The following is a 25,825-nucleotide window of genomic DNA, read 5'->3' on the forward strand; positions in this document are numbered from 1 at the left end:
GGAAATGATTACACTTGAATTTCACCCAGAAGTAAAAGCTGCACTTAAAACAGGTCAACCCGTCGTAGCACTGGAATCTAATGTGATTACTCATGGGTTAGACTATCCTGACAACGTTAACACGGCCCTCAAAGTAGAAGAAGCCGTGCGTGAATCTGGTGCCATACCCGCAACAATCGGCATCGACAATGGCGTGGTGTTAGTAGGTATGAATCGCGAACATATCGAGCGCTTTGCATCAACCCCAAATATTCCGAAAGTCTCGAGCAGAGACCTACCTTTTATTTTGGCTTCAGGAAAAATGGGGGCAACAACCGTCGCGTCCTCCCTTGTTATAGCAGAACTCGCCGGCATCTTGTTTTTCAGTTCTGCAGGAATAGGAGGTGTTCACCGCGGAGCTGAAACCTCGATGGATATATCTTCGGATTTGATTCAGTTTACGCGCTCCAAAGTGGCTATCGTCTGTGCCGGGGCAAAAAATATTCTCGATATCGGTCTGACTCTGGAATATTTAGAAACCCAATGCGTACCAGTAGTGTCATACCGATCTGACGATTTTCCAGCGTTTTACTGTCAGAGCAGTGGACACAAAAGCCCAGTGAGAATGGATCATGCAGATGAGATAGCCAGAGCCATTGAAATCAACCGATCTCTACCTGGATCAGGTGGCTTAGTGATTACAACGCCAACCCGAGATGAAGATGCTATCGATAGTCAGGATATCCAGCTGTTGGTTCAAGACGCTGTAGCGAGAGCAAAACGAGAGGGAGTAACAGGAAATTCGGTGACCAAGTTCATTATGAAAGCGATCGAAAAAGCCACTGAGGGGCGTTCTGCTGAAGCAAATCAAGCAGTGCTGATTAATACGGCCCGGGTAGCAGGAGAACTCGCAGTAGCACACCACCGTCATTATTCACAGAAATAACCCTGCTCAGATTCCCTTCTGACGCCATTCGGCCTGAAGTCACTTATCAATGAAAGATTGCTATATGACCTTCAGGCCACAGAAACATCAAAACACATCGACAAGGAAAATGTGCTGTGATAACGAAAGAACCTGCCCGTACTGGAGACAATTACGCGGTGCGCCTTTATCATCAGTTTAGGAAACTTACTAACTACATCAACGATCTACAACGGACAGAGCTCAAACATCATCAAATCTCCCTTAACGAGTTTACGATTCTTGACGTTTTACAACAGCATAGCACCAAGGGGGATCTCACACCCTCTGAGCTTGCTTACTACACAGGAGTCACTACCGGGACGATTACGGGACGATTGGACTCGCTAGAGCGCAAAGAACTCACTTTACGTTACTCTGATCCGGTTGACCGTCGAAGCATCAGAGTTCAGTTAACCGAGAAAGGTCAGGAGCGAACACTTCAATATCGCGAGGGCTTGAATCAGATTTGTAAACGTACTTTCCGCTCCCTCAGCCAAGCAGAACTCAAGAGTACTCTATCTAAAATATCACTTAGCTCTAGTGACAAGGCCTCTTCTTGACCAAGATTAACGCGAAATTAAACAACTTTTTTTCCAATATCAAAAACTTGGTTCGCTTCTGGAAAACCGTTATCGACGATCTGAAAGAGGCTCTCGGTACAATGACATAATCAACACCTAGCATCTCACTAACCTTAGTTGATTCTCTGGTTACGTTAGAAGTCAACTCCAAAGCGAACCAACAACTGATCATGAGAAGGGGGTAACCTCAATGCAACTACAAATTGTTTTCACCAGAAGTCCTTTCGATCTGGAGAAGTGTTTAGATGCCACTGAATACCAGCGCTTCAATCGATTTCAGTTTGAAAAAGAACGGATCGAATACGCTTTTTCACATAGCTTGAAACGCCACATACTAAGTCAAAATTACCCAAAGAACGGAAAAATGGCCTGGCAGTTCTTTACAAATAAGAACGGTAAACCATTTGTAAAAGAACCATTATCATTTAACTTAAGTCATAGTTCGGGAGCAGTCGCCTTAGCTGTTCTAAAGGGGAAAAGCCAACTTGAGGTAGGCATAGATATTGAGGTCTATAAAAATAGGGAGGATATATCGGAGCTCGCAGAGGCCATATTGCACCCGGAAGAAAGGAGTCACTTAATTACCACTCCTAATATAAATCAGGGCTTTCTTAAAATATGGACAGCTAAAGAGTCCCTACTTAAAGCCGTTGGCTGTGGGCTAGGTGATAGGCTAAACACCATAAACTGTGCAGCGAGTTTAGAGGACCAACCGTATAAACTACGCTGGCAAGAAAAGAGCTACAAGACAAAAACCATTTGTCTTGGTTGGGGAGCTCTCAGTGTCTGCTGGCAAAGTGACATACCAATCGGGGATATTAGTTTCACACAAATCGACAACATAGGATTTTATACTCCGATAAAGTCTTGACTACCTAATTTAAAAAAGAAGGTGTAGTGGATAAAGTTGTATTGGAATAGATATGCAAAAACTAATCACAGAAGAAATTGTTAAAAGCGAAAGAAACTTGGAGGTTGTGAGCAGCACTAAACTGTACTATGCCCAGCTATAACTAAAAGTATTGCAAACTCAACAGCGTGAACCATTGCTGAATAATCGCACTAACGCGCTATGGGGCATTTTCGATTTAGGAATGGCAGCGTATCAACTGTGATCGCTGCCATTTTAGTATGATACTTTAATACTCAGTATGAATCTTTATTACTCTCTCACAATGTTTCTGCTAAACAAGCTAACGATTACTCAACAGTAACAGCTTTTGCAAGATTACGAGGTTGGTCAACATCGGTACCTTTGATTAGCGCTACGTGGTAAGACAGCAGCTGCATCGGTACTGTGTAGTAAATAGGTGCAGTTACTTCACTTACGTGAGGCATCTTGATGATCTTCATGTTCTCATCGCTTTCAAAACCAGCGTCTTGGTCAGCGAATACGTAAAGTAGACCGCCACGAGCACGTACTTCTTCAACGTTTGATTTCAGCTTCTCTAGTAGGTCATTGCTTGGTGCAATTACCACTACTGGCATGTCGGCATCAATAAGTGCTAGAGGACCATGCTTAAGCTCACCAGCAGCGTATGCTTCTGCGTGGATGTAAGAGATCTCTTTTAGTTTAAGAGAAGCTTCCATCGCGATTGGGTAGAACTCACCACGCCCCAAGAATAATGTGTGATGCTTATCAGCAAAATCAGGCGCTAACGCTTCGATCTCTTTATCGAATGCTAGAGCTTGCTCGATAGCCGTTGGTAGCTCATGCAGCGCTTTAACGATTTCAGCTTCTTTCTCTTCATTGATACGACCTTGTAGGCGACCAATCGACGTTACCATCATCAGCATTGCTGCAAGTTGAGTTGTAAACGCTTTTGTTGAAGCAACACCGATCTCTGTGCCTGCGCGAGTCATGAAAGCAAAGTCAGATTCACGAACTAGCGAAGAACCCGCAACGTTACAGATAGTCATTGCTGACATGTAGCCCTTCTCTTTTGCAAGACGAAGTGCAGCAAGCGTATCAGCCGTTTCACCAGACTGAGACAGAGTAACTAGTAGGCTGTTCGGACGAACTACGAAATCACGGTAACGGAATTCAGAAGCGATCTCTACATCACAGCTTACACCAGCTAGAGACTCAAACCAGTAACGAGCAGCCATACCTGAGTTGTAAGACGTACCACATGCGATGATCTGCACGTGTTCAACCTTGCTTAAGATCTCTTCAGCTTTAACGCCGATAGCATTGGTGATCACAGACGTATCTGAAATACGACCTTCCATTGTGTTGATAAGTGCCGTTGGCTGCTCAAAGATCTCTTTCTGCATGAAGTGACGGTATTTACCTTTGTCACCAGCATCGTGTTCTGCGTTTGATTCTACGATTTCACGCTCAATACGCTCACCGTTTTCATCGAATACGTTAACTTCACGACGAGTCACCTCAGCAACATCACCTTCTTCTAGGTACATGAAGCGACGAGTTACGCTTAACAGTGCAAGTTGATCTGATGCTAGGAAATTCTCACCTACACCAAAACCGATAACGATAGGGCTACCGGAACGAGCAACAACAATGCGGCTAGGATCTTTGCGATCAACCACAACCGTACCGTACGCACCGTCTAGCTGTTTAGCTGTTTTCTGTAGCGCTTCAACCAATGAATCTGAAGTACGAAGTTCACACTCAACTAGGTGAGCGATAACTTCTGTATCCGTTTGTGAAGTAAATACGTAGCCACGCTCTTGCAGCATAGCGCGCAGTGCTTCGTGGTTTTCGATAATACCGTTGTGTACAACTGCGATATCACCAGACATGTGTGGGTGTGCGTTCGCTTCCGACGGCTCACCGTGTGTTGCCCAACGTGTGTGAGCAATACCTGTACCGCCAATCACTTGTTGCTCTTCTACCGCGTCAGCCAGCTCTTGCACTTTACCTAGGCGGCGCACACGAGTTAGGTTAGATTCAGTATCGACTACAGCGACACCTGCAGAGTCATAGCCACGGTATTCTAGGCGGCGAAGGCCTTCTACTAAAATTTCAGCCACATCACGCTGTGCTACTGCACCAACAATTCCACACATAGTTTCACTCCATCAATTTTGTTTTATTCCTATTGGCAGCAAGCAAAGGCCATATCTTTATCAAGATCAATTATAGGAAGATAAATGCATAATATTTAAATTTGTTTTTACTCTGGATCAGTCAGGATCACTCGAACGTCATGTGATTCGATACTTGCTTGAGATTCTTTGCTCAAGTCTGTATTCGTAATCAAAATATCGATGTGGTTCCAAGCCAGCTCTAAATTGGGGATCTTTCGTCCCACTTTTTCAGACTCAACCATCACGATCACTTCTCGTGACACTTCAGCCATAACTTTACTCAGGCCAACCAACTCATTGAATGTGGTTGTACCTCTGTCGAGGTCGATACCATCAGCCCCGATAAACAGTTGGTCAAAATCGTAAGCTCGCAATACTGACTCTGCGACTTTGCCTTGGAAAGAATCCGAATGGGTATCCCATGTGCCGCCGGTCATGAGTAACGTCGGTTCACTTTCAAGCTCATTAAGGGCGTTAGCCACGTGCAATGAGTTGGTCATCACAACCAAGCCACGCTTAGCATTAAGCTGCTGAATTAGGGCACCGGTAGTACTGCCACTATCAATCACGATGCGGTTATGGTCGCGAATTAAATCTGCAGCGGCTTTTGCCAATGAAACCTTTCGAGTCGAAACTTGTTGACCCAGTTCTTCGTTGACAACCTCTTTCGGTAACGAAATCGCACCACCATAACGGCGTAAAAGCTGACCGTTTTTCTCTAAAGACGCCAAGTCCTTTCTAATAGTGACCTCTGAGGTTTCGAACTTAGCGGATAATTCATCAACACTAACCTCCCCTTTTTCATTCACTAGGTTAGAAATTGCATGTCTTCTGAGCTGAGTATTTCGTTTCGACATTTAAAAAAGACCAATAAGTTTCGATATGAAATATATTATAGTTACAACGAAACTATCTAGTCCATTTATTTTGATCCGAAAAATTAATAAATAGCGATAAAACCTTGTCCTAAGACAATTGTTAAGCAGTGATATTGAATTGATTAGGTGGTAGAATCCGCACCCGAAAAGAAAAAAAATTACAAAACTGACCGTTATTTTTTTGCAACTTTCACCTGATATATTGGTGTAAGTCACAGAAACCCGATGTTGAATCAAAATATTTTGGTCATAAAATGACTAAATTTGATGAAAGACTTACAACTCTGAAGGGCATATTGGAAGTCCCGCGATTTTACTCAGCAGGCACAAAATGTTGATGTAGCGGACCAATCTTCAGAACTTAAATAAATTTCAAATTGTAACAATACTTACCGGAGAGTACCTTCCATGAAAAAGACCAAAATCGTATGTACGATTGGCCCTAAAACTGAATCTGTAGAGAAGCTAACTGAACTAGTAGATGCTGGAATGAACGTTATGCGTCTTAACTTCTCTCACGGTGATTTCGCAGAGCACGGCACTCGTATCGCGAACTTCCGTAAAGTAATGGAAAACAAAGGTGAGCAACTTGCTATCCTTCTAGATACTAAAGGTCCAGAAATCCGTACTATCAAACTTGAAGATGGTAACGACGTAGATCTAGTAGCTGGTCAAGAGTTCACTTTCACAACTGACGCAACAGTTGTTGGTAACAAAAACGTAGTAGCAGTAACTTACCTAGGTTTCGCTAAAGACCTAACTGCAGGTAACACAATCCTTGTTGATGACGGCCTAATCGAAATGGAAGTTATCGCAACAACAGAAACTGAAGTTAAGTGTAAAGTTCTTAACAACGGTGCTCTAGGCGAGAACAAAGGTGTTAACCTTCCTGGCGTTTCTGTTCAACTTCCTGCACTTTCTGAGAAAGACAAAGCTGACCTTAAGTTTGGTTGTGAGCAAGGCGTAGATTTCGTTGCTGCTTCTTTCATCCGTAAAGAAGAAGACGTTAAAGAAATCCGTGAGCTTCTAAACGCTAACGGCGGCGAGAACATCCACATCATTTCTAAGATTGAAAACCAAGAAGGTGTAGATAACTTCGATTCAATCCTTGAAGCTTCTGACGGCATCATGGTTGCTCGTGGTGACCTAGGTGTTGAAATCCCAGCTGAAGAAGTAATCTTCGCTCAGAAGATGATGATCGAGAAGTGTAACCGTGCACGTAAGATGGTTATCACTGCAACTCAAATGCTTGACTCTATGATCAGCAACCCACGCCCAACTCGTGCAGAAGCGGGTGACGTTGCGAACGCAATCATGGATGGTACTGATGCAGTAATGCTTTCTGGCGAAACTGCTAAGGGTAAGTACCCAGTTGAAGCTGTTACTATCATGGCTCAAATCGCGAACCGCACTGATTCAGCTCTTAAAGCTGAGCTAGGTTCTCGTTTAGACAGCCCACGTCTACGCATCACTGAAGCAGTATGTAAAGGCGCTGTAGATACTGCAGAAAAGCTAGCTGCTCCTCTAATTGTTGTTGCAACTGAAGGCGGTAAGTCTGCACGTTCAGTACGTAAGTACTTCCCAACGGCTAACATCCTTGCACTAACAACTAACGAAAAGACAGCTGCACAGCTAGTTCTTACTAAAGGTGTTAAGCCAGTTCTTGTTGACTCTATCGAGAACACAGACGCTTTCTACATCAACGGTAAAGAAATCGCTCTACAATCTGGCCTAGGTAACAAAGGCGACATCGTAGTTATGGTTTCTGGTGCTCTAGTAGCTTCTGGTACTACAAACACGGCATCTGTTCACGTTCTATAAGAATGAACCGATTCGCATAAAATATAAAAGAGGGCTTCGGCCCTCTTTTTTTATGAAACAAAATCTTGCCTAACTTTTCAGTACGCTGTATTATCAACCACAATAGAACTACGTACTGTTAACTTCCAATGGGCTCTTTCTAAGAGACGGAATAGCAGGCTAGAAATCATATATACATGAGGTTTGTAATGTCTAGTCCTACGCTCACTGACAAAGTATCAAAGATGATTCGCCAAGATATTCTTAATGGTGAGTTAACCCCTGGCCAAAAGCTCGTTGTTGCTGATCTAAAAGCACGATACAACGTCGGTGCATCTCCAATTCGCGAAGCCTTGGTACAATTATCTTGGAGCAAATACGTAAAGCTTGAGCCACAAAAAGGCTGCTGGGTATCTCCTGTATCAAAGAAAGAATTGAATGATCTCTACGAAAGCCTTCGTGTTATCTCTTCTGTTCTGCTTAAAAAAGCGATTTCAGCGGGTGATGAGAGCTGGGAACTAGATGTATTAACGTCTTACCATAAACTGTCGCGAGTGCAGTACGTATCTGAAGAGTTTGATTATGTTGAGTGGGAAGAGCGCCACCAGCAGTTCCATGTCGCGTTACTTGAAGGTGCAGATTCAGAGAACATGTTTAAGTTCTTTGATGACCTGATCAATCAAGTCAAACGTTACCGCTTCTTAGCGATGTCTGCAGAAAGTGCGTCTGATGATCTGTTCAATGTCGATGAGCACGAGATGATCATGAAACTAGTACTCTCTAAGAATGTAGAACAAGCGACAGAACTGCTTGATCAACACTTACTAGGTTCAATGAAACGAATTGAAGAAGTTATCGAAGCGGCATGATGCCAGATAGATTCTCACCAAATAAAAACGGAGCCCAACGGCTCCGTTTTTTGTTTCCAGTACCACGACTGAACTACCACCCAAAAAACTCTTTGTGATGAGTATTGAGCAGCACAACCATAGGTAAAAAATACAATGCACTAAGCTGAAAGCCAAGAATGGCTAATGTGCCTATGGTTAACCTCACTAAAAAATCGACAAACATACCACGCCTCTTTTAACCAGACTGTATGATCCCCAAACTCTTGCTCCAGCTAACCTAATTCTACTGCTGCATTTCAAGTTATTGATAAGGCTAGCTAACCAGCTGAATTAAGTTAACGGTGTCATCCTTTTACATCTGGTAAACACTCTATTTATTACATCGTTTAACACTATGTAATAAATAGAGTGTTTACTTACTGTTCATTCTAGCTCAAATTTTCACCAGTATTAGACTTTAGTCTAACTGCATTCATTTTGTGATGTAGCTCGCTCAAAAGTGAGATTTCTCATAAAAAGGGGGAAAGGCAAAACGAGTTGGGGAGTAGCTTGAAAAGATGAAGAAATAGAAGAGAGGGCTAAATAGAAGCGAACCTAAGCGACATCATCATAGCTAGGACACATAGAGACCGTATTACGGCCAGACGATTTAGATTCGTAAAGTGCAACATCAGCACACTTATATGAGCGAGTACTGTTACTTGTTAAATCCGTAAAGCCTACACTCACCGTTACCTTAGTACCAGCAGCTAACTCAATCTCGATTCGCAAGCGATCCAATAAGCGTTTTGCTTCTGGCAGTGAGGTATGTGGCATCAAGAGTGCAAACTCTTCTCCTCCAACACGTGCAACAAAGTCAGTCCCACGAAGGCTCTCTTGTAGAAGTTTAGCAACACCAGCAATCACACGGTCGCCTTCGTCGTGGCCAAGTTCGTCATTGATTCGTTTGAAGTTATCGATGTCGACTAAGGCTAAGCAAGTGGTCCCTTCGTTCGGGTAACGCTCAACTAAGTGAGAATAGTAGGCCAACTGCTCTTCGAACTTTCGTCGGTTCCAGAGGTTACTCAAAGCGTCACGTTCACTTAAGATCCTCAAACGCACCTCAAGCTCCTTCCTTACGGAAATATCAACCAACGAGGTGATGTAGTAGCTGACTTTGCCCGAATTGTTTTTGACCGCATGCACTCGCATGATCGCAGTAAAAGGAATACGCAGCTTGTTCTTACACTGAACCTCCCCTTCCCATACTTCTTCTTGCTCTAAATGACTCCAAATAGCCGAGCTTGAGAGCACTTGGTCGGTATTCTCAAGCAACAGTTGCAATGCATTCTGACTGGTCACTTGTTTTTTTTGCAGTACCCAGTTATGTTCTCAAATTCGTTGTTGATCATCATTGTGCGGTGTTGCTTGTCAGAGATCATCACTGCCGACATGCCATTCAATGCCGCTCGTGCCAATTTACTCTCTAGACTTCGGCGTCGATAGTGCGTCACAATGTAAGCAAACGGGAAAGCGAAAATCAGCACCGTAATCAAAACAATGATCTCTTCATGGGCCAAATCATCTATAGCACGCTCAGCCCGAGCCATCAATTGCTTGTGATTAAGTTGAATCAGTAAATGAACCTTTTGACTATTCGCGAGCAAAACCGTGTTAAAGGCAAACAAATTACCATCTTCAAAAACGTACCCTACCTGACCATTGGAGATCGCGTCCCATGTCTTCGGCGCGATATTTTTCAGGTTGTAGCCTTTTCTTTCAGGAATAGAGTCTCCGAACAACTTACCGCTGTTGTTACTCGCGATGAAGTAACCCGCGTCATTGAGAACTTCTGCTCGAAGGTCGTTATCAGGTGAAAAGCTCAGACGCGACGATAAGCCCCATACATCGAGATTGATGACAAGGTAGCCCACTCTTTTGTCAGGGGGTTCTACGGGGGTAAAGACACGGATTACCGGCGTATAAGGAAAGGTGACTTCACCATGCTCCGTTTCAAGCTCAATGCCCCAGCCACCAATCTGTTCGGATTCTAGTTTTTGAGCGTATTGGAAGTAGCTAGAATTCGACCTATCTTGCAGAAGTTGAGGTAGCGTCACCCTACCGGTATCAGAGGAATAATTAACCCGCACCAGTTCTTTACCAGTGATATCTAATAGATGGATTTGTGTAAACCACTTCTGATTCACAAGAACAGATTGCCAGACCTCTTCAAGTAGATCTTTGGTTTCGTCCGAGGGAGAAGAAGCAAAGTTAACCAAACTCTGGCTATGACTGAGTAGATCCATTACCGAGACTACCTGAGTCTTAAGAAGATCATAATCTCGCTTAGCATACACTAACTGATGGACAGCTTGCTTAGCCGAGTAGTCAAAGCTCTGCTGTTTTACTTCTTTGTAGCGTTGTAAATAATACAGGCATACTGCAGAAGACAATATGATAGAGATAATCAGCAATGTAACTATTGATTTTTTATTTCGCATTGCTAACTCAGATGAATGGAAGTGCAGCGCAGGATTATAGCACTCTAGAAAATTAACAATATAAAAGCCGCCTAAAAAAGCGGCTTTTATAGTTATTTTTTAAACACTTAACATTTAAGCTTTCAGCGCTCGCTCACCTCGAGCGATGCCGACCACGCCACTGCGTGCCACTTCAAGTACTTCCGTTACTTCAGACAGAGCTTGAATGAAAGCATCCAGTTTCTCGCTAGTGCCGGCCATTTGAACTGTATATTGAGAAGCCGTTACATCAACGATTTGGCCACGGAAGATATCAGCCGTACGCTTCACTTCTGCACGAGCAAAACCGCTCGCGCGTACTTTTACCATCAACAGCTCACGCTCGATATGCTCAAATTCAGACACTTCTTGTACCTTAAGTACATCGATTAGCTTATGCAGCTGTTTCTGGATTTGCTCAAGCTGCATTTCGCTTGAATTAGTGGTTACATTAAGACGAGACAGCGTCGAATCATCGGTTGGAGATACGTTCAAAGACTCGATGTTGTAGCCACGTTGAGAAAACAAGCCAACCACACGAGAAAGTGCACCAGGTTGGTTTTCCATTAATAGTGAAATAATGTGTCTCATATTATGTTCTCTCCGTTTTGCTTAGCCACATGTTATCCATACCCTCGCCTTTGATCTGCATTGGGTATACGTGCTCGGTGTCATCCACACTGATATCGACAAATACCAAACGGTCTTTCATCGCGAGTGCTTTTTTCAAACCTGACTCTAGTTCATTCGGAGATGAAATACGCATACCAACGTGGCCATATGCTTCAGCGATAGCAGCAAAATCAGGAACAGAGTCCATATATGAGTTAGAGTGACGGCCTTGATAAACAATGTCTTGCCACTGTTTTACCATTCCTAAGAAACGGTTGTTGAGGTTAATTATCTTAACTGGAATATTGTATTGCAGTGCCGTCGACAGCTCTTGAATATTCATTTGAATACTACCATCACCCGTTACGATCACCACTTCTTCGTCCGGTTTAGCGAACTTAACGCCCATACCAGCAGGTAGGCCAAAGCCCATGGTGCCTAGGCCACCTGAGTTAATCCAACGACGTGGTTTATTAAATGGGTAGTATAACGCTGCGAACATTTGGTGTTGGCCTACATCAGACGCGACGTAAGCATCACCATTGGTTACTTTATGGAGAGTTTCAATAACTTGCTGTGGCTTAATGCACTCAGGAGACTTTTCATACGCAAGACAATTACGATCTTGCCACTGCTTGATTTCACTCCACCAGCTTCCTAGAGCTTCAGCGTCGTTAGTGCCACCTTGTTCAACTAACAAGTTAACCATACTCTCTAGCACTTTTTCAGCTGAACCTACAATCGGTAGATCCACTTTTACGTTCTTCGAGATCGACGATGGGTCGATATCAATGTGCATGATCTTCGCGTTCGGGCAGTACTTATCTAGGTTGTTGGTTGTACGATCATCAAAACGTACACCGACACCAAAAATAAGGTCAGCATTGTGCATCGCCATATTGGCTTCGTACAAACCATGCATACCCAGCATGCCTAAAGAGTTCTTGTGCATACCCGGGAAGGCACCAAGCCCCATTAACGTGCTTACTACAGGTAAGTTCAGTGCTTCTGCCAATTTAATAAGTGGTTGGTCTGCCTCAGAGATAACCGCACCGCCACCGACATAAAGTACTGGCTTTTTCGCTTCAAGCAGTGCCTTTAGTGCCTTCTTGATCTGACCTTTATGACCCGTAACTGTTGGGTTGTACGAACGCATTTTGATCGTTTCTGGGTATTCATAAGGAAGCTTAATTTGCGGATTTAATACATCTTTTGGCAGATCGATAACCACAGGACCAGGGCGTCCTGTCGTTGAAATATAGAATGCTTTTTTTAGAACTTCTGGGATATCTTCCGCTTTCTTAACTAGGAAGCTGTGTTTAACGATTGGGCGAGATACACCCACGATGTCACATTCTTGGAAGGCATCATTACCAATGAGATTGTTTGGTACGTTACCAGAGATAACAATCATTGGGATCGAGTCCATGTACGCCGTTGCGATACCCGTTACGGTATTGGTTGCGCCAGGACCAGAACATACCAGTACTACACCCGGTTTACCAGTAGAACGCGTGTAGCCATCTGCCATATGGGTAGCGGCTTGTTCATGTCGTACTAATACGTGTTTAATTTCATCAGTTTTCGCGTGCAGCGCATCATAGATATCGAGTACAGAACCACCTGGGTAACCAAAGATTTGTTCTACTCCCTCTTCAATAAGAGACTGTACCACCATCTCAGCGCCGGATAACATTGCTGTTTCAGGTTTTGTTGTCATATTGCTCTCCTCACCAGTTTCCAAGCATATTTGGTGAACATGTTGGGCTGGTTTTTCATAGTCTAGGGCTTATTCGTAGCCTAATTCGAAATACTTCCACTTTTTCGGCTATGGCTGCCTGTCGTGATAACAACAAACAGTAATACGAAACAACTTTAACGTTTTATTATCATCCGGTCTAACACCTGATATCCGACAATTATGCCAAAAAACCAACTATCAGCTTAAAGCATTAAATAAAACCCAAGCAGAGTTAAATAACCAGCTATAAACACCATAAATAAAGACAAAAAAAGCACTTAATATTTATATAAATGACTAATTATCGATAAATAAAGCGCTTTTTTGTGTGCGCCCTCGCACATTGTGCCAAGCTTGAGGCATAAAAAATCCCCCTAAAAATGCAATCACATTCGTAGAGGGATTTTTAAACAACTGAAAATTTATCTAACCAGAAAACTACTTATCTTTGGGCTTTTCGTTGTACATTTCTTCGATTTCGTCTTGATACTTATCATTGATAACTTTACGACGCAATTTCTGAGTTGGTGTCAGTTCACCATCATTCATAGAAAATGCTTTCGGTAGCAGTTTGAATTTCTTCACTTGCTCAAACTTAGCCAATTCTTGCTGTAGGTCATTTACACGCTTTTCTAGCATCTCGACGATTTGATGGTGCTTAATCAGTTCTACTCGATCGTGGTACTTGATATTCAACTCTTTAGCGTACTCTTCTAACGAGTCGTAACACGGAACAATCAATGCAGAAACGAATTTTCGTGTATCAGCAATAACAGCAATCTGTTCGATGAAGTGGTCTTTACCGATCGCGCCTTCTACTACTTGCGGTGCAATGTATTTGCCGCCTGAAGTTTTCATCAGCTCTTTAATGCGGTCGGTAATAAACAGGTTACCATTTTCATCAAAATGACCAGCATCACCGGTCTTCAAGAAGCCGTGCTCATCGAATGTTTTCGCTGTCTCTTCTGGCATTTTGTAGTAGCCACGCATCACCATTGGGCCACGAACAAGAATCTCATTCTGAGTACCAATTTTTACTTCAGCGCCCGGCATAGCCATACCAATCGAATCTGGGTTAAAGCAGCGGTCATCCCAGCACGAAACCGTTGCGGTGGTTTCTGTCATGCCATAGCCAAGTTTTACGTTAATGCCGATAGCATGGAAGAAACGACCAATGGTTTCATCAAGCTTCGCGCCACCACATGGCATGAAATTGATGTTACCGCCAAGCAGCGCTCGTAGCTTGGATAACACAAGCTTATCGGCTAGCGCATGGCTCTTCTTCAGCATCAATGATGGTGTACGACCTTCTTGGTGACAAACCGAGAGCTTCGCGCCCATATTTACCGCCCAAGTAAATAGCACTTTACGAATAAACGGCGCTTTCGATACTTTCTCGTGAATCGCAGAGAAGATCTTTTCATAGAAGCGTGGAACTGCACACATTACGGTAGGCTTCACGTCGCTCAGTGCATCACGTACCTGCATTGTGTCTTGCAGATAGCAGTTAGTTGCGCCTTTATAGAGCACGTAGAAAGTCCAAGCACGCTCAAATACATGTGATAAAGGTAGGAAACACAACGAGACATCGTCTTTCGTTAAGCTCAAGCGCTCATCGTGCCCTTCTAGCTGGTAGCCAACATTGGTGTAATCAAGCATTACACCTTTAGGCTGACCTGTAGTACCAGAGGTATAGATAAGGGTCAGCAAGTCATCCATGTTTGCATCAGCAAGACGAGCGTCGAATTCAGCCTGTTGTGACTCGACGCCACGAGCCATGAAATCATTCCAAGATACCGCAAAGCTGTGGCCCTTAAGATCGATGTCATCAGACATCGCGACAACCACTTCTAGCTGTTCGCACTCTTCAAATAAGCTAACCGCAGCATCGAATTGAGCTTGCTCACCAACGAATAGGATCTTCACATCCGCATTTTGGATGATGTAAGAAGACTGCGCAGCTGTGTTGGTTGGATAAATCGGCACAGTAACAAGACGAGCTTGCAGAGCAGCAAAATCTGCCACAGTCCATTGAGGCATATTATTTGAATAGATACCGATCTTATCTTGAACTCTCAATCCTTGAGCCAATAGCGCTAATGAAAGCCTATCGATTTGTTCTCCAAACTGCTGCCAGCTAATGCCTTGCCATACATTACCTACTTTGTGTTTCAAAGCTGTACGGTTGCCGCCTTGGGCAATTTGGTCACGAAGTCTTTTTACGATATGAAAATCTAAATTGGCCATCTCTTTACCTTTGGCTTACACCTGTAAGCTTTTTTGAGCGCACAAGTGTACCTCTGATAATGGAAAAGGCAACTGATGGAGCTCAAAGTTATCAGTAATAGTACGTCTCTCGCTAAGTTTTCTGCCAACAAAGATAGTAAGCACAAAAAAGCCCTAAGCCAGAGTGCCGGCTTAGGGCTTATAAATCATAGAGTTCAGTGCTTAGTTAAGTGCCACAACTTCGCCACAGATCATCATTAGTTGATCTCGTAACCAAATGTGTCCCTTATCTTTTTCACTTGATTCGTGCCAGCTTAGGTAGCCAGAGATTGCCGCATTATCGAATGGGAAATCTAGAATCTGAAGCTGCTCTTTGTTTGCTGCGTGTTCTACCATCCAGCGAGGAGCTATCGTTACTAATTCAGATTGACCTACAACGTAAAGAACGTTGCTCAAGCTCGTACCTTCGTAGAAAGGCGTACAATCTAAGTCACAGTAAGCTTGCTCTGAGAAGCTACGTTGACCATGGATGCGAGACAGTTTGGCATGCTTTTCGTTAAGCAGCTCTGCCGCAGAAACTTCACCATTGATACGTGGATGAGAAACAGAAGCAACAACAACTAATTCGTCTTGGAAGATTTCAGTGCTTGAGAAACCTTGCTCATCAAAACGAGCATAATCAATAACAAAGTCGATTTCTTGGTAGCGCATACGCTCAGAAAGTTGACGATCAAATTCAGCATCCATGTGCAGTTTAACGCTAGGTGCTTGGTCGTTGATTGTCGACATAATCTTAGGAGCAAAACGCATGTCACAAGGGCTGCAAATCGCAAGCTTGAACAGGCGAGAAGACGACTCTGGAGAGAACACAGAGCTTGGTAGTTCGTTGCGTACTAATTGTAACGCTTGGCGGATTGGACCAAACAACTGACGGGCACGTTGGGTCGGTTGAATACCACGACCTTGACGCATGAATAGTTCGTCGTTAAACATCACTTTTAGACGAGCAACTGCGTTACTTACAGCAGGCTGAGACATACCCAGATTATGAGCTGCACGTGTAATGTTTTGTTCTTGCATAACTGCATCAAATACAGTCAAAAGATTTAAGTCGACTCCACGAAGTGTGCTTTCCATTCTGTAGCTTGCAATAGCACTCATTGCGTCTTTTTTATCTAACATTCAAGTTGCCTCTTGTCGGTTCGACAGTATTACATTGGTAATGGTATGAGAATAGATAACCACTAATTCTTATATTTATCAGACCGATGTTTTTCGGATTACCATTACTATTAACCAATGCATCTTGAGCTACCAACAAGATTGATAAAGAATAATTTTATTTTACCCCAACAATTTAATAAAACCTAAAAATCAATTACTTATATAGTTATAAAAAAACATAAAATGTGTCATTTATGAGTTTCATTTCGACTTATTTAGCTGTTCTACCGTTTGGTTACATTTGTTACAATTTATTGAAGGGATGAATTAATTAACCATTCAATCCAAAAACACCACTTATGGATTAGGTGAGTGATGCGTAGCTCGGAAAGTCCACCTTCTCCCAAAGCTGTTTTCTTAGGTCATCTTGATTGGCCCAATTCCCGGCTAAAACCCACTCAACAAGCGCACTAGCGACATCTGGATAAGAGACAACTTCAGCTTGTTTTTCGTTGAGCCAACTACGCAAGATCGCCGGATCAAGAAAGCTCATGGTTTGAGCTAATCCAAGCGCCTCAAGGGTTGCCACATTGCTCTGTTGTTCAAACTGTCCATCAAGTGGTTTAAGCAATAATTTCTTGCCCAGAGTAAGAGCTTCCGATGGCAGTTCAAACCCACCATTAGCCACCACACCAGAGCACTGGTTTAGGTCGAATTGGAAACCCGCGTGACTGAGTGGTTTGAAGGTAATATTTTCAACTTGGCTATGCTCAATCACATTCGGGTGATAGCAAACAAAACTGTGCGAAACAAACTTCATTAACAGCTCAGAAATCGCTTCAAGACCCTCAAACGGCAAATAGACCAATGTGAAATCCTGTCGCGCTTGAGTCTGCTCGTTGTGAGCTAAGGTGTGAACGATAGGTGGCAAGATTGGTTGCTCAAAATGATACCAATGCAAACCGATCGAGTGCTCTGTCGGAGCAAAGTGTTGAATCACAGAATGCTCAATCCAGTTCCCTCCCTCTTTGGGCACATCATAGCGAAAGGCATTTTGGTGACTAATACCGATACAAGGAACACCCTGCTTTTTGGCCGCCCAAGCCGTCACAGGTTCAAAGTCATTAAGCACCAAATCATAAGGTGTAAGATCTATTTTTTTAACCTCATTAAGAAATCGCCAGATATTATTCTTGATGAATGTCTTTCCATATTTGACCTGCCCCTGCTCACTATAAAAAGTTAACCCATTACGAACTTGGTAGTTGCCAAACTCTTCCATCGAGAAGTACTTGCTCGCTTCTCGGCCTGAAAAGAGAAAATCAACATCGATGTTCTGCTGACGAAAAGCGACGGCCATCGCCCTTGCACGTGCAATGTGACCATTCCCAGTGCCTTGTACGCCGTATAATATTTTCATGAGACTCCCTTTCGATTCGCTACTTAAGCGTTTAGTAGTGATGACTGATCAATAATTAAAGGACGAGGCTAACAGCGAGACTGGTGCATGCCATCCCCAAAGCTGCACCAATGAGTACATCCGTTAAAAAGTGCACACCGAGTAGTATTCGAGAGACGGCAATCACTGCGGCCCAAACCAAACTAAACAGATATAAGTTCGGATAGAAATGCCCGATTAATGTCGCCATAACAAAAGCAGCAGCGGCATGCCCAGATGGCAGGCTGTACTTATCTGATGGGACAATATGAGAGTGAAGTAGAGAAGAGAATTCCGCGGGCCTGCGACGCTTGAGGGTATTTTTCGCAAACCAGTAAATCGGCAATTCAATAGCGAATGCGGTTAAGCCCACTATCAGAAAATCACTGCCAGTTTTGCTATCGGCTAGCAGTGCAATCAAAGCAATCAATATATATAGGTGACCATCACCTGTATGAGAGATCGCCTTGCTAACCGTAGCGTGTTGACCACTAAAACGGTTCTTCAAACAGAAAACAGAAAATGCCACATCCCAGCGGACAATAGGTTCGATAGTACGCATACGATCTCCTTAACAATCCTTATTCAGTTAAGGCTCAAGTTATTCCCAACAAATGACAGTTAAGTGACGTTTTGAATGAACTAAAATGAAATTTTCCATGCTTGAGAAGCCGCTGATTGAGTCGTGTTATATGGCTTACTCACCTCCCATATAAATAAAGCGACCTAAGGCCGCTTTATTATTCATTTCTTATTTTCTGACTTAAAACTCTACAGCGAGAGTGGCTCGTGCTTTTTCACTAAACCAAAATCAGCCAAGATAGCGTAAGCTGCAGGGATCATAAACAGCACTAGCAAGGTTGAGGCAAAGATGCCAAATACGATCGAGATAACCAAAGGCTGAATAACCTGAGCTTGCAAGCTGGTTTCAGTGAGCAGAGGCAACAAACCTGCTGCCGTCGTCATCGAGGTCAAGAACACTGCTCGGAAACGCTCGCGACTCGCTTTCACCACAGAGTCATACACGCTATCTCCTTCATCAACGTGATGACGAATGTATTGCACTAGCAAGATAGAGTCGTTAACTACAATCCCGGCGAGCGACACAAAGCCCATCATACTTGGCATACTTAACGAGTGACCAAGGACCCAGTGACCCACCACCACCCCAATAAAAGCTAATGGAATCGCGAGCATCACAACCACAGGCTCTAAATAGCTTCTGAATTGATAACTCAGGATAGCAAACACACCAAATAGACCGAGCAAGAAGCCTTTACCCATCGAGGCACCCGTCTTGGCTGCATCCTTCGCTTCCCCTTCGAAGTCAAAACGTAAGCCTGGGTATTTCTGAATGAGTTTAGGCGCTTCATCTTTTTGGAAATGAGCCAAGATCGCTGAAGAGCTCGCTTTCTTATTATCAATGTCACCAAAGATACTAATGGTTCTCAGACCATCAATACGTTGGATACGTACATAATTACGCTGGAAATCGAGCGTCGCCAGCGTAGCTAACGGAATTTGACTACCATCCGCAGTGATGATCGGGAAGTTAGCCAGCTGTTGAATGTCGCCTGCTTGCTCCTTATCAAGACGCACCTCTATCGAGATATTCTCAACACCGATTTGAATCTCGTCTGCTGTCTGGCCAAAGAAGGCGGCACGCAGTTGAGATGCAATCATCTGCCCGTTCACATTGTAAGTTTCAGCACCTGGACGAAGCTTGACCAAGATCTCTTCTTTACCCATGCGCATATCATCAAGTACGCCATGAACACCATCAAACTCATTTAGGTAAGCCTGAATATCCAGAGAAGCAGCTTTCAGTGCATTGAGGTCATCATGTTTAGCACGGATCTCAATCGCTCGTCCACCCGGCCCCATGGTTGGTTGCTTGAAAACCAGTGAGATTGGGTCTGCAAGTTCACCGATGTCCTCTCGCCATGCATCGATGAAATCATCGATCACCGTATTACGGCTCTCAGCACCACGAAGATCTAAGCGCACGGTAGCCAGGTGCGGGCCAGATTCGTTGGCATCGGCATTAGCGTTAAACTGGCTGGTGATATGTTCGACTAGCGTGTTGCCCTCTTCAACTTCTTCACTCCACTGCTCGTTCAAACGCTCAGCAGAAGCCACAATCTTATCGACCACTCTCTCGGTTTGAGACAGTGATGCCCCCGGAGGAAGGATAATACGCGCCTCAGCAATATCACCATCAAGCTCTGGGAATGGTTGAAATTTGACAACACCACCAGCAATCAAAGCGATAGACAGAAGCAGTAAGGTCAACACTCCGCCCATGAAGGCATAGCGGAAGGTCACCACTTTCTCGACCATATCCATCAAGGTGGTGTTACGGAAATTCTCAAACTTCTCTAGTAGCACGGTTTTGAAGCGCAGCGCTGGTTTATCGTTCTTCTCTTTGTGCAAAGAGTGAGACAGGTGATTGGGCAAAATTAAGAAAGCTTCGATTAAGCTCAACGACAGAACCAAAATCAGCACCTGAGGAACGGCCTTGAGTACCGCGCCCATTTCCCCATCGAGAAATAGCAAGCTACCGAATATACACACTGTCGTTAAGAAGGAAGACAACACGCCGGGAAGCACTTTCTTAACACCGTTATACACCGCATCATCGACGTTCTGACCCCGATCGAGGTGGGAGGCTATCGATTCGGCGATCACAATGGCGTCATCCATCATAATACCGATCGCCATCAACAAACCGACTAGAGACATAATGTTGATCGACAACCCTAAGTTGACCATCAAGAACAATCCGCCAAGAAAGGCAACCGGCAAGCCTGCCGCAACCCAGAATGAATAGCGTAAGCTGAAGAACAGCCACATAGTAGCAAACACCAGCACAATACCTTGCCAACCGTTGCGCACCATCATGGTCAGGCGATCCCACAATACAGAGGAAAGATCGTTGGTCATTTGCAGAGTCACGCCATCAGGTGCAATTGCACGCTGGTCCTCAACAAACTGAGTGACACGCTCTTTAATTCTCAGTGCATCATCTTCTTTGTTCTTGCTAATTTTAAGCAGCGCAGAAGGTTTACCATCAAATAGCACCTTCTGTTCATCAAGCTCAAAGCGGTCGGTGATCCTGGCAATATCTCGTAAACGGATCACAGAGCCATTTGGCGCCGAACCCACCACAATGCTTTCCAATTCCACGGGTGTAATACGCCTTTCATCGAAGCGAATCAGGAAATTTTTGTCTGGCGTTTCAACGTTACCACTCGGCAGCTTCACATTCTGGCGGCCAATTTGATCGGCAATATCACCGACACTTAAACCGAGTTGGCGAATCGCTTGGGTATCCAGTTCAACACGATATTGATGATCCGAGAAGCCGCTGACATCGACCAATGAAACATCATAATCAAGCTTCATGATACGTTTGAGGTCCTCAGCGTAAGCCTTGAGTTCAGGCCACGACGTTTCTGCTGTAATGGCGATATCAACGACGGGTTCATTCCAATCCAGTTCTTGAACAACCGGAGATTCAATCTCGGTTGGGAAATCATTGATCGAGTTGATCTGAGTTTGCACATCGACCAGCATTCGCCCGATATCTGCTTTCTCATTCAACTTCAGGATGAGACGTGCGCTACCTTCGATGGCCTCACACTGAGTTTCTTCAATGTTCGCTAAGCCGTCTACCGCGTCTTCCATTCGCACACATAAGCTCTCCTCCACTTCTTGTGGAGAAGCACCGGGATAAACGATGGCAGCCATGATGTAAGGCGGATCATAAGCGGGGAAGGTTTCACGCTTGATGGTTGATAATGAGCTGATACCCATGATCAATAGCCCAAGCATCAACAAGTTTGCCGCTGTTGGGTGCCTAGAAAAGAACTTGATCATGACGCACTCTCCTGAGTATCAGATTCAAGCTTAACCTCTTCAGAGTTCGACTCTTTCAGTAACATGCCTTCGATAGCTGGCAGGACGTCATTAAGAACCAATTTATCTCCCGTTTGTAGCTCGCCACTCACAACCACTTGGTTATCTCTGCGATAAAGCACTTCAACACTCACTAGTTGCAAGCGCTGATTGTCATCCATCAGGTAAACCTTATCACCGTGCAATGCTCGCTCTGGAACCACCCAACTTAGATTCGCGACACCTTCAATCTCAGCTTTTACAAACATGCCGTTAACCAAAGGGGTCGCATTGCTTGGCTGCAGTTGTGAATAGTCTTGAGCGATCTCAAGAATAATTCCGGCTGTCGCTTGGTTTTCATCCACCGTCTCACTGATTCTTGCGACCTTGGCTGGCCAAATCAGATTTAAACTGCCACTGTTCAACTGAATGCTCGCTTTAGCTCGCGTTTGATATGGGTTTGGGATGCCTGCTGCATCGCGAGGAAATTGAGTAAAGCTTGAGGCTAAAGTTTGCATATCGTGAATAGAGAGTTGTGCCTCAACCTCCATAACATCAATCCCATGAGCAATGAACATCTCTTGCTGCAGATTAACTACTTGATTCTGTTCAATATCGACCTGAGCGATTCGCATCGGTCTAGGTAAAGTGACGGTGGTTTTATCTAAAGAGCGTTGCGCTTCTTTTACCTTAGAAACATTCACTTTAATCACTGCTTGCGCGACACGCTTTTCATCTGGCATCAAAGCAATTTGGTTCTGTATATCTAACACCAACTTCTGCTGGGAGAGTGCGCTCTGTTGTTGTAGATCGACATCGGACTGAGAGGTAAGCCCTTTCTTACGCAGATCTTGTTTACGCTGTAGCTCTTTATTACTGATCACTAAACGATTTTTTTCGATCTTTAATGTCTGTTTCAGGTTCTCTTCTTCTTGGTTCAATTTCTCTAGTGAGGTCTGGCTCGATTTAAGATCCGCTTCGGCTTGTATCAACTTCAACTCGTAATCCAAAGGATCGATCTTAAGTACCTCAATTCCTGCAGGGATCACCTGCCCTTTCTCAAGATCTGGATGTCGATAAACAATTTGACCTGTAACCTCGGCAATCGCTTTCCATTCAACCTTAGGTACCACTTTGCCAAAACCAACCGCCAACGGCGCGATCATCTGCTTCTCTAAGCTGACGGTTTCAACCAAGCGCGCCCTGTCTCCAGCAGGTTTGGTTGGTAAATCTGGTTTCAAGTTAATCGCCACCACTAGACCAATTACACCAACGGCTAAGGCTGGGAAGAAGAAGAGTTTTTTATTTATTCTCATTATTTGGGTTCCTGCAAAGGTGAAGGGGTTGGTGCATTGATAAAGCCTTCCGTCATCAGTTGAATGTTGTGTTCGATTAGTCGGTTCAGAAAAGCTTCATTAAGCTCGATACCATGAATAGCCAGCAAAGGCGGTGGGGCTATAAACGGAAACACCATCAAGCTTATATACGACACGCGGCAGAGCTTAGGATCCATATCCTTCCGCAAAACGCCTTGTGCCATCAGCTTTTCAAAAATGACATCTTGGGCAGGTTTAGTGACATCGAGAAAGACCTTCTCTAGCAGCTCTCTCTGTACCTCTGAAGGCGGCATATTCATCACTTGGGCAATTAAGCGAGGAAACTTAGGTACCTTGACCATCTCTTTGTAGTAAGTCCGTATTAAATCAAGAAAGTTCTCATGACTGCTTTCTTCAACCAACCTTTGCATTTGCAATTGCATCGGTCGTAGCGTTTCACGCAGCATCGCTTCAAACAGCCCTGCTTTACTGCCAAAGTAATAACGGATCATCGCAATGTTCACACCCGCACGCTCAGCAATCAGGCGCGTCGAGACCTTGTCGTATGGCTGAACGACAAACAGATCACGAGCATGCTCAATCAATAATTGTCGAACATCTAAGTTCTTTTGAGGTCGCCCCGCTTTTCGTGCCGTCATGGCAAAAATCCATCTCTATAATTAATCATCTGATTAATTATAGAGATAAACAGGCATAACAGTAGAAGATTAATTAGTCACTATTTAATCAAGTGATTAATTAATTTGGTCACGCTTGTAATTTTTTAGGTGAATCGTTCCATCAAAAAGATTTACTACAAAGTTTTAACCTACACATAAGCCAAACGATAAACTAACCACCCAACCCCAAAACCCCAAGCAGATGATATAACCAATAAATTCATCCTTATTAGCACAAACCAAACCAAAACGCCGCTAATGTATGTTGATATTGGATTTTCTTGTTTGACGCTCAGAATAAATTACGGTAAATATGGTGTTAACAGTTTATTTACGGATATTTGTGTAATGATTTTTTCTTCTTCTCGACTGCTGAAACTTCTCCTTATCGTGAACCAATCGCGCGGGTAAGTTGTGGGTCAAGAACTACACAAATATTAAAACCCGCGCTGAGCGGGTTTTTTTGTAACTGGCACTTTTAAAAGAACATCATTCTCAATAATAATTTGGATAGCAATCGATACAATATCGATATAAGGAAGCACCCATGAACGATCAAGTGATAATTTTTGATACGACTTTACGTGACGGCGAGCAGGCTCTAGCTGCAAGCCTGACAGTAAAAGAGAAGTTACAAATTGCTTATGCACTTGAAAGACTGGGTGTGGACGTAATCGAAGCTGGCTTCCCAGTGTCTTCTCCGGGTGACTTTGAGTCAGTACAAACTATCGCAAAGAACATTAAAGATAGCCGTATCTGTGCGCTTTCTCGTGCAGTAGCGAAGGATATCGACGCAGCTGCTGAAGCGTTAAAAGTGGCTGAGCAGTTCCGTATTCATACCTTTATTTCGACTTCGACGGTTCACGTACAAGACAAATTACGCCGCAGCTACGATGACGTGGTTGAGATGGCAGTAAAAGCCGTTAAACACGCACGTAACTACACAGACGATGTTGAGTTCTCTTGCGAAGATGCAGGTCGCACACCTATCGATAATCTTTGTCGCATGGTTGAAGCTGCCATCAACGCGGGCGCAAAAACCATCAACATTCCAGACACAGTGGGCTACACATTACCTAACGAGTTTGGCGGCATTATCAAAACGCTATTTGACCGCGTACCAAACATCGACCAAGCGATCATCTCTGTTCACTGTCACGATGACTTAGGCATGTCGGTCGCTAACTCAATCTCAGCGGTACAAGCAGGTGCTCGCCAAGTTGAAGGTACCATTAACGGCATTGGTGAACGCGCGGGTAACTGTTCTTTAGAAGAGATCGCAATGATCATCAAGACTCGCCAAGAGTTACTAGGTGTTCATACCGGTCTAGATCACCAAGAGATCCACCGCACCAGTAAATTGGTGAGCCAGCTTTGCCACATGCCTATCCAAGATAACAAAGCGATCGTTGGTGCTAACGCATTCAGCCACTCTTCAGGTATCCACCAAGATGGCATGCTAAAGAACAAGAACACTTACGAGATCATGACCCCTGAGTCTATTGGCTTGAAAAACAAGGCATTAAACCTAACAAGCCGCAGTGGTCGTGCAGCCGTTAAGAGCCACATGGACGCAATGGGCTACAAAGACAACGAGTACAGCCTAGATTCATTGTACGAAGACTTCTTGAAGCTTGCTGACCGTAAAGGTCAGGTATTCGACTACGACTTAGAAGCACTAATGCATTTCGCAAACCTACGCGACGAAGATGACTTCTATAAACTTAACTACCTAAGCGTACAATCTGGTAGTGTTATGTCTACCACCAGCATCAAGCTGCAATGTGGCGATGAAGAGAAATGCGAAGCGGCTGTCGGTAACGGCCCTGTTGATGCGCTATACCAATGTATCTACCGCTTAACAGGCTACGAGATCGTACTAGACAAATTCGACCTAACCGCAAAAGGCGAAGGCGAAGATGGCTTAGGCCAAGCGGATATCATTGCCAACTACAAAGGTCGCAAATATCACGGCACGGGCGTTTCAACCGATATCGTTGAAGCATCTGGTCAAGCGCTACTGCACGTTATCAATAGCATTCAACGCGCAGACACCATTGCAGAAATGAAACAGCAAAAAATCGCGACAGTTTAAGTACCCAATAACAGAGCCCTATAGCTGATGTTATTGACTTTAGGGACA

At 44.0% G+C, this 25,825-nt stretch carries 17 protein-coding genes and 1 pseudogene; 6 read left to right on the top strand and 12 right to left on the bottom strand.

Translation table 11 applies throughout. The features are described from left to right. Positions 1-4: 4 nt before the first annotated feature. The 3 genes from L1D11_RS02160 to L1D11_RS02170 all read left to right on the top strand — a co-directional run bounded on the left by L1D11_RS02160 (position 5) and on the right by L1D11_RS02170 (position 2,398). Positions 5-925 carry a pseudouridine-5'-phosphate glycosidase gene (locus tag L1D11_RS02160; protein WP_208806558.1) on the top strand — a complete coding sequence of 307 codons (921 nt, stop codon included), beginning with the start codon at positions 5-7 and terminating at the stop codon, positions 923-925. Positions 926-1,041: 116 nt separating this feature from the next. After that, positions 1,042-1,506 carry a MarR family transcriptional regulator gene (locus tag L1D11_RS02165; RefSeq protein ID WP_239832912.1) on the top strand — a complete coding sequence of 155 codons (465 nt, stop codon included), beginning with the start codon at positions 1,042-1,044 and terminating at the stop codon, positions 1,504-1,506. A gap of 211 nt (positions 1,507-1,717) precedes the next feature. Continuing rightward, positions 1,718-2,398 (top strand): 4'-phosphopantetheinyl transferase superfamily protein, encoded by a 681-nt coding sequence (locus tag L1D11_RS02170; RefSeq protein WP_239832911.1) that lies wholly within the window; start codon positions 1,718-1,720, stop codon positions 2,396-2,398. Between the two features lie 329 nt (positions 2,399-2,727). On the opposite strand, the gene glmS is transcribed toward L1D11_RS02170, so the two are convergent. Then, a complete protein-coding gene (glmS, locus tag L1D11_RS02175) occupies positions 2,728-4,560 on the bottom strand; it encodes a glutamine--fructose-6-phosphate transaminase (isomerizing) (RefSeq protein WP_239832910.1) in 1,833 nt (610 codons plus the stop codon). A gap of 107 nt (positions 4,561-4,667) precedes the next feature. Beyond that, positions 4,668-5,438, bottom strand: coding sequence for a DeoR family transcriptional regulator (locus L1D11_RS02180; RefSeq protein ID WP_239832909.1), 771 nt, complete (start codon positions 5,436-5,438; stop codon positions 4,668-4,670). Between the two features lie 429 nt (positions 5,439-5,867). Between L1D11_RS02180 and pykF the strand changes: the two genes are divergently transcribed. Together pykF and L1D11_RS02190 are read left to right on the top strand one after the other, a co-directional pair. Beyond that, entirely contained in the window at positions 5,868-7,280 is a 1,413-nt protein-coding gene (pykF, locus tag L1D11_RS02185) for a pyruvate kinase PykF (RefSeq protein ID WP_161672782.1), read from the top strand. 176 nt (positions 7,281-7,456) lie between these two features. Then, complete coding sequence (locus L1D11_RS02190; RefSeq protein ID WP_275665986.1) at positions 7,457-8,128, top strand: FCD domain-containing protein; 672 nt, start codon at positions 7,457-7,459, stop codon at positions 8,126-8,128. 576 nt (positions 8,129-8,704) lie between these two features. On the opposite strand, the pseudogene L1D11_RS02195 reads toward L1D11_RS02190, so the two are convergent. From L1D11_RS02195 to L1D11_RS02240, 10 genes and pseudogenes are all read right to left on the bottom strand, one after another. Next, positions 8,705-10,590: pseudogene (locus L1D11_RS02195) on the bottom strand (diguanylate cyclase). Positions 10,591-10,704: 114 nt separating this feature from the next. Then, entirely contained in the window at positions 10,705-11,199 is a 495-nt protein-coding gene (gene ilvN / locus L1D11_RS02200; RefSeq protein ID WP_239834287.1) for an acetolactate synthase small subunit, read from the bottom strand. A gap of 1 nt (position 11,200) precedes the next feature. Then, positions 11,201-12,940 carry an acetolactate synthase 3 large subunit gene (locus tag L1D11_RS02205; RefSeq protein ID WP_239834286.1) on the bottom strand — a complete coding sequence of 580 codons (1,740 nt, stop codon included), beginning with the start codon at positions 12,938-12,940 and terminating at the stop codon, positions 11,201-11,203. Between the two features lie 459 nt (positions 12,941-13,399). After that, positions 13,400-15,208, bottom strand: coding sequence for a long-chain fatty acid--CoA ligase (locus L1D11_RS02210; protein WP_239834285.1), 1,809 nt, complete (start codon positions 15,206-15,208; stop codon positions 13,400-13,402). A 201-nt stretch (positions 15,209-15,409) separates the two neighbouring features. Next, on the bottom strand, positions 15,410-16,369 hold the full coding sequence (gene leuO / locus L1D11_RS02215; RefSeq protein WP_239834284.1) for a transcriptional regulator LeuO: 960 nt from the start codon (positions 16,367-16,369) through the stop codon (positions 15,410-15,412). Between the two features lie 346 nt (positions 16,370-16,715). Beyond that, on the bottom strand, positions 16,716-17,771 hold the full coding sequence (locus tag L1D11_RS02220) for an MJ1255/VC2487 family glycosyltransferase (protein ID WP_239833659.1): 1,056 nt from the start codon (positions 17,769-17,771) through the stop codon (positions 16,716-16,718). A gap of 55 nt (positions 17,772-17,826) precedes the next feature. Continuing rightward, on the bottom strand, positions 17,827-18,351 hold the full coding sequence (locus L1D11_RS02225; RefSeq protein WP_239833660.1) for a phosphatase PAP2 family protein: 525 nt from the start codon (positions 18,349-18,351) through the stop codon (positions 17,827-17,829). Between the two features lie 209 nt (positions 18,352-18,560). Beyond that, positions 18,561-21,668: an efflux RND transporter permease subunit gene (locus tag L1D11_RS02230; RefSeq protein ID WP_239833661.1), complete on the bottom strand. Its 3,108-nt coding sequence runs from the start codon at positions 21,666-21,668 to the stop codon at positions 18,561-18,563. Beyond that, complete coding sequence (locus tag L1D11_RS02235) at positions 21,665-23,002, bottom strand: HlyD family efflux transporter periplasmic adaptor subunit (protein WP_239833662.1); 1,338 nt, start codon at positions 23,000-23,002, stop codon at positions 21,665-21,667. Before L1D11_RS02235 ends, L1D11_RS02230 begins: the two co-directional genes overlap by 4 nt. Next, entirely contained in the window at positions 23,002-23,661 is a 660-nt protein-coding gene (locus L1D11_RS02240) for a TetR/AcrR family transcriptional regulator (protein ID WP_239833663.1), read from the bottom strand. Before L1D11_RS02240 ends, L1D11_RS02235 begins: the two co-directional genes overlap by 1 nt. A gap of 568 nt (positions 23,662-24,229) precedes the next feature. Between L1D11_RS02240 and leuA the strand changes: the two genes are divergently transcribed. Next, on the top strand, positions 24,230-25,777 hold the full coding sequence (gene leuA / locus L1D11_RS02245; RefSeq protein WP_239833664.1) for a 2-isopropylmalate synthase: 1,548 nt from the start codon (positions 24,230-24,232) through the stop codon (positions 25,775-25,777). The last annotated feature ends 48 nt before the right edge of the window (positions 25,778-25,825 follow it).

Source organism: Vibrio sp. Isolate32 (assembly GCF_022397955.1).
In the GTDB taxonomy this organism is placed as follows: domain Bacteria; phylum Pseudomonadota; class Gammaproteobacteria; order Enterobacterales; family Vibrionaceae; genus Vibrio.

What these genes read in the sequence shown, in the direction of transcription:
- ilvN (WP_239834287.1), bottom strand. Translation starts at nt 11,199, where the DNA reads ATGAGACACATTATTTCACTATTAATGGAAAACCAACCTGGTGCACTT.
- glmS (WP_239832910.1), bottom strand. Translation starts at nt 4,560, where the DNA reads ATGTGTGGAATTGTTGGTGCAGTAGCACAGCGTGATGTGGCTGAAATT.
- L1D11_RS02170 (WP_239832911.1), top strand. Translation starts at nt 1,718, where the DNA reads ATGCAACTACAAATTGTTTTCACCAGAAGTCCTTTCGATCTGGAGAAG.
- L1D11_RS02190 (WP_275665986.1), top strand. Translation starts at nt 7,457, where the DNA reads ATGAGGTTTGTAATGTCTAGTCCTACGCTCACTGACAAAGTATCAAAG.
- L1D11_RS02230 (WP_239833661.1), bottom strand. Translation starts at nt 21,668, where the DNA reads ATGATCAAGTTCTTTTCTAGGCACCCAACAGCGGCAAACTTGTTGATG.
- pykF (WP_161672782.1), top strand. Translation starts at nt 5,868, where the DNA reads ATGAAAAAGACCAAAATCGTATGTACGATTGGCCCTAAAACTGAATCT.
- L1D11_RS02210 (WP_239834285.1), bottom strand. Translation starts at nt 15,208, where the DNA reads ATGGCCAATTTAGATTTTCATATCGTAAAAAGACTTCGTGACCAAATT.
- L1D11_RS02240 (WP_239833663.1), bottom strand. Translation starts at nt 23,661, where the DNA reads ATGACGGCACGAAAAGCGGGGCGACCTCAAAAGAACTTAGATGTTCGA.
- L1D11_RS02205 (WP_239834286.1), bottom strand. Translation starts at nt 12,940, where the DNA reads ATGACAACAAAACCTGAAACAGCAATGTTATCCGGCGCTGAGATGGTG.
- L1D11_RS02180 (WP_239832909.1), bottom strand. Translation starts at nt 5,438, where the DNA reads ATGTCGAAACGAAATACTCAGCTCAGAAGACATGCAATTTCTAACCTA.
- leuA (WP_239833664.1), top strand. Translation starts at nt 24,230, where the DNA reads ATGAACGATCAAGTGATAATTTTTGATACGACTTTACGTGACGGCGAG.
- L1D11_RS02225 (WP_239833660.1), bottom strand. Translation starts at nt 18,351, where the DNA reads ATGCGTACTATCGAACCTATTGTCCGCTGGGATGTGGCATTTTCTGTT.
- leuO (WP_239834284.1), bottom strand. Translation starts at nt 16,369, where the DNA reads ATGTTAGATAAAAAAGACGCAATGAGTGCTATTGCAAGCTACAGAATG.
- L1D11_RS02160 (WP_208806558.1), top strand. Translation starts at nt 5, where the DNA reads ATGATTACACTTGAATTTCACCCAGAAGTAAAAGCTGCACTTAAAACA.
- L1D11_RS02235 (WP_239833662.1), bottom strand. Translation starts at nt 23,002, where the DNA reads ATGAGAATAAATAAAAAACTCTTCTTCTTCCCAGCCTTAGCCGTTGGT.
- L1D11_RS02220 (WP_239833659.1), bottom strand. Translation starts at nt 17,771, where the DNA reads ATGAAAATATTATACGGCGTACAAGGCACTGGGAATGGTCACATTGCA.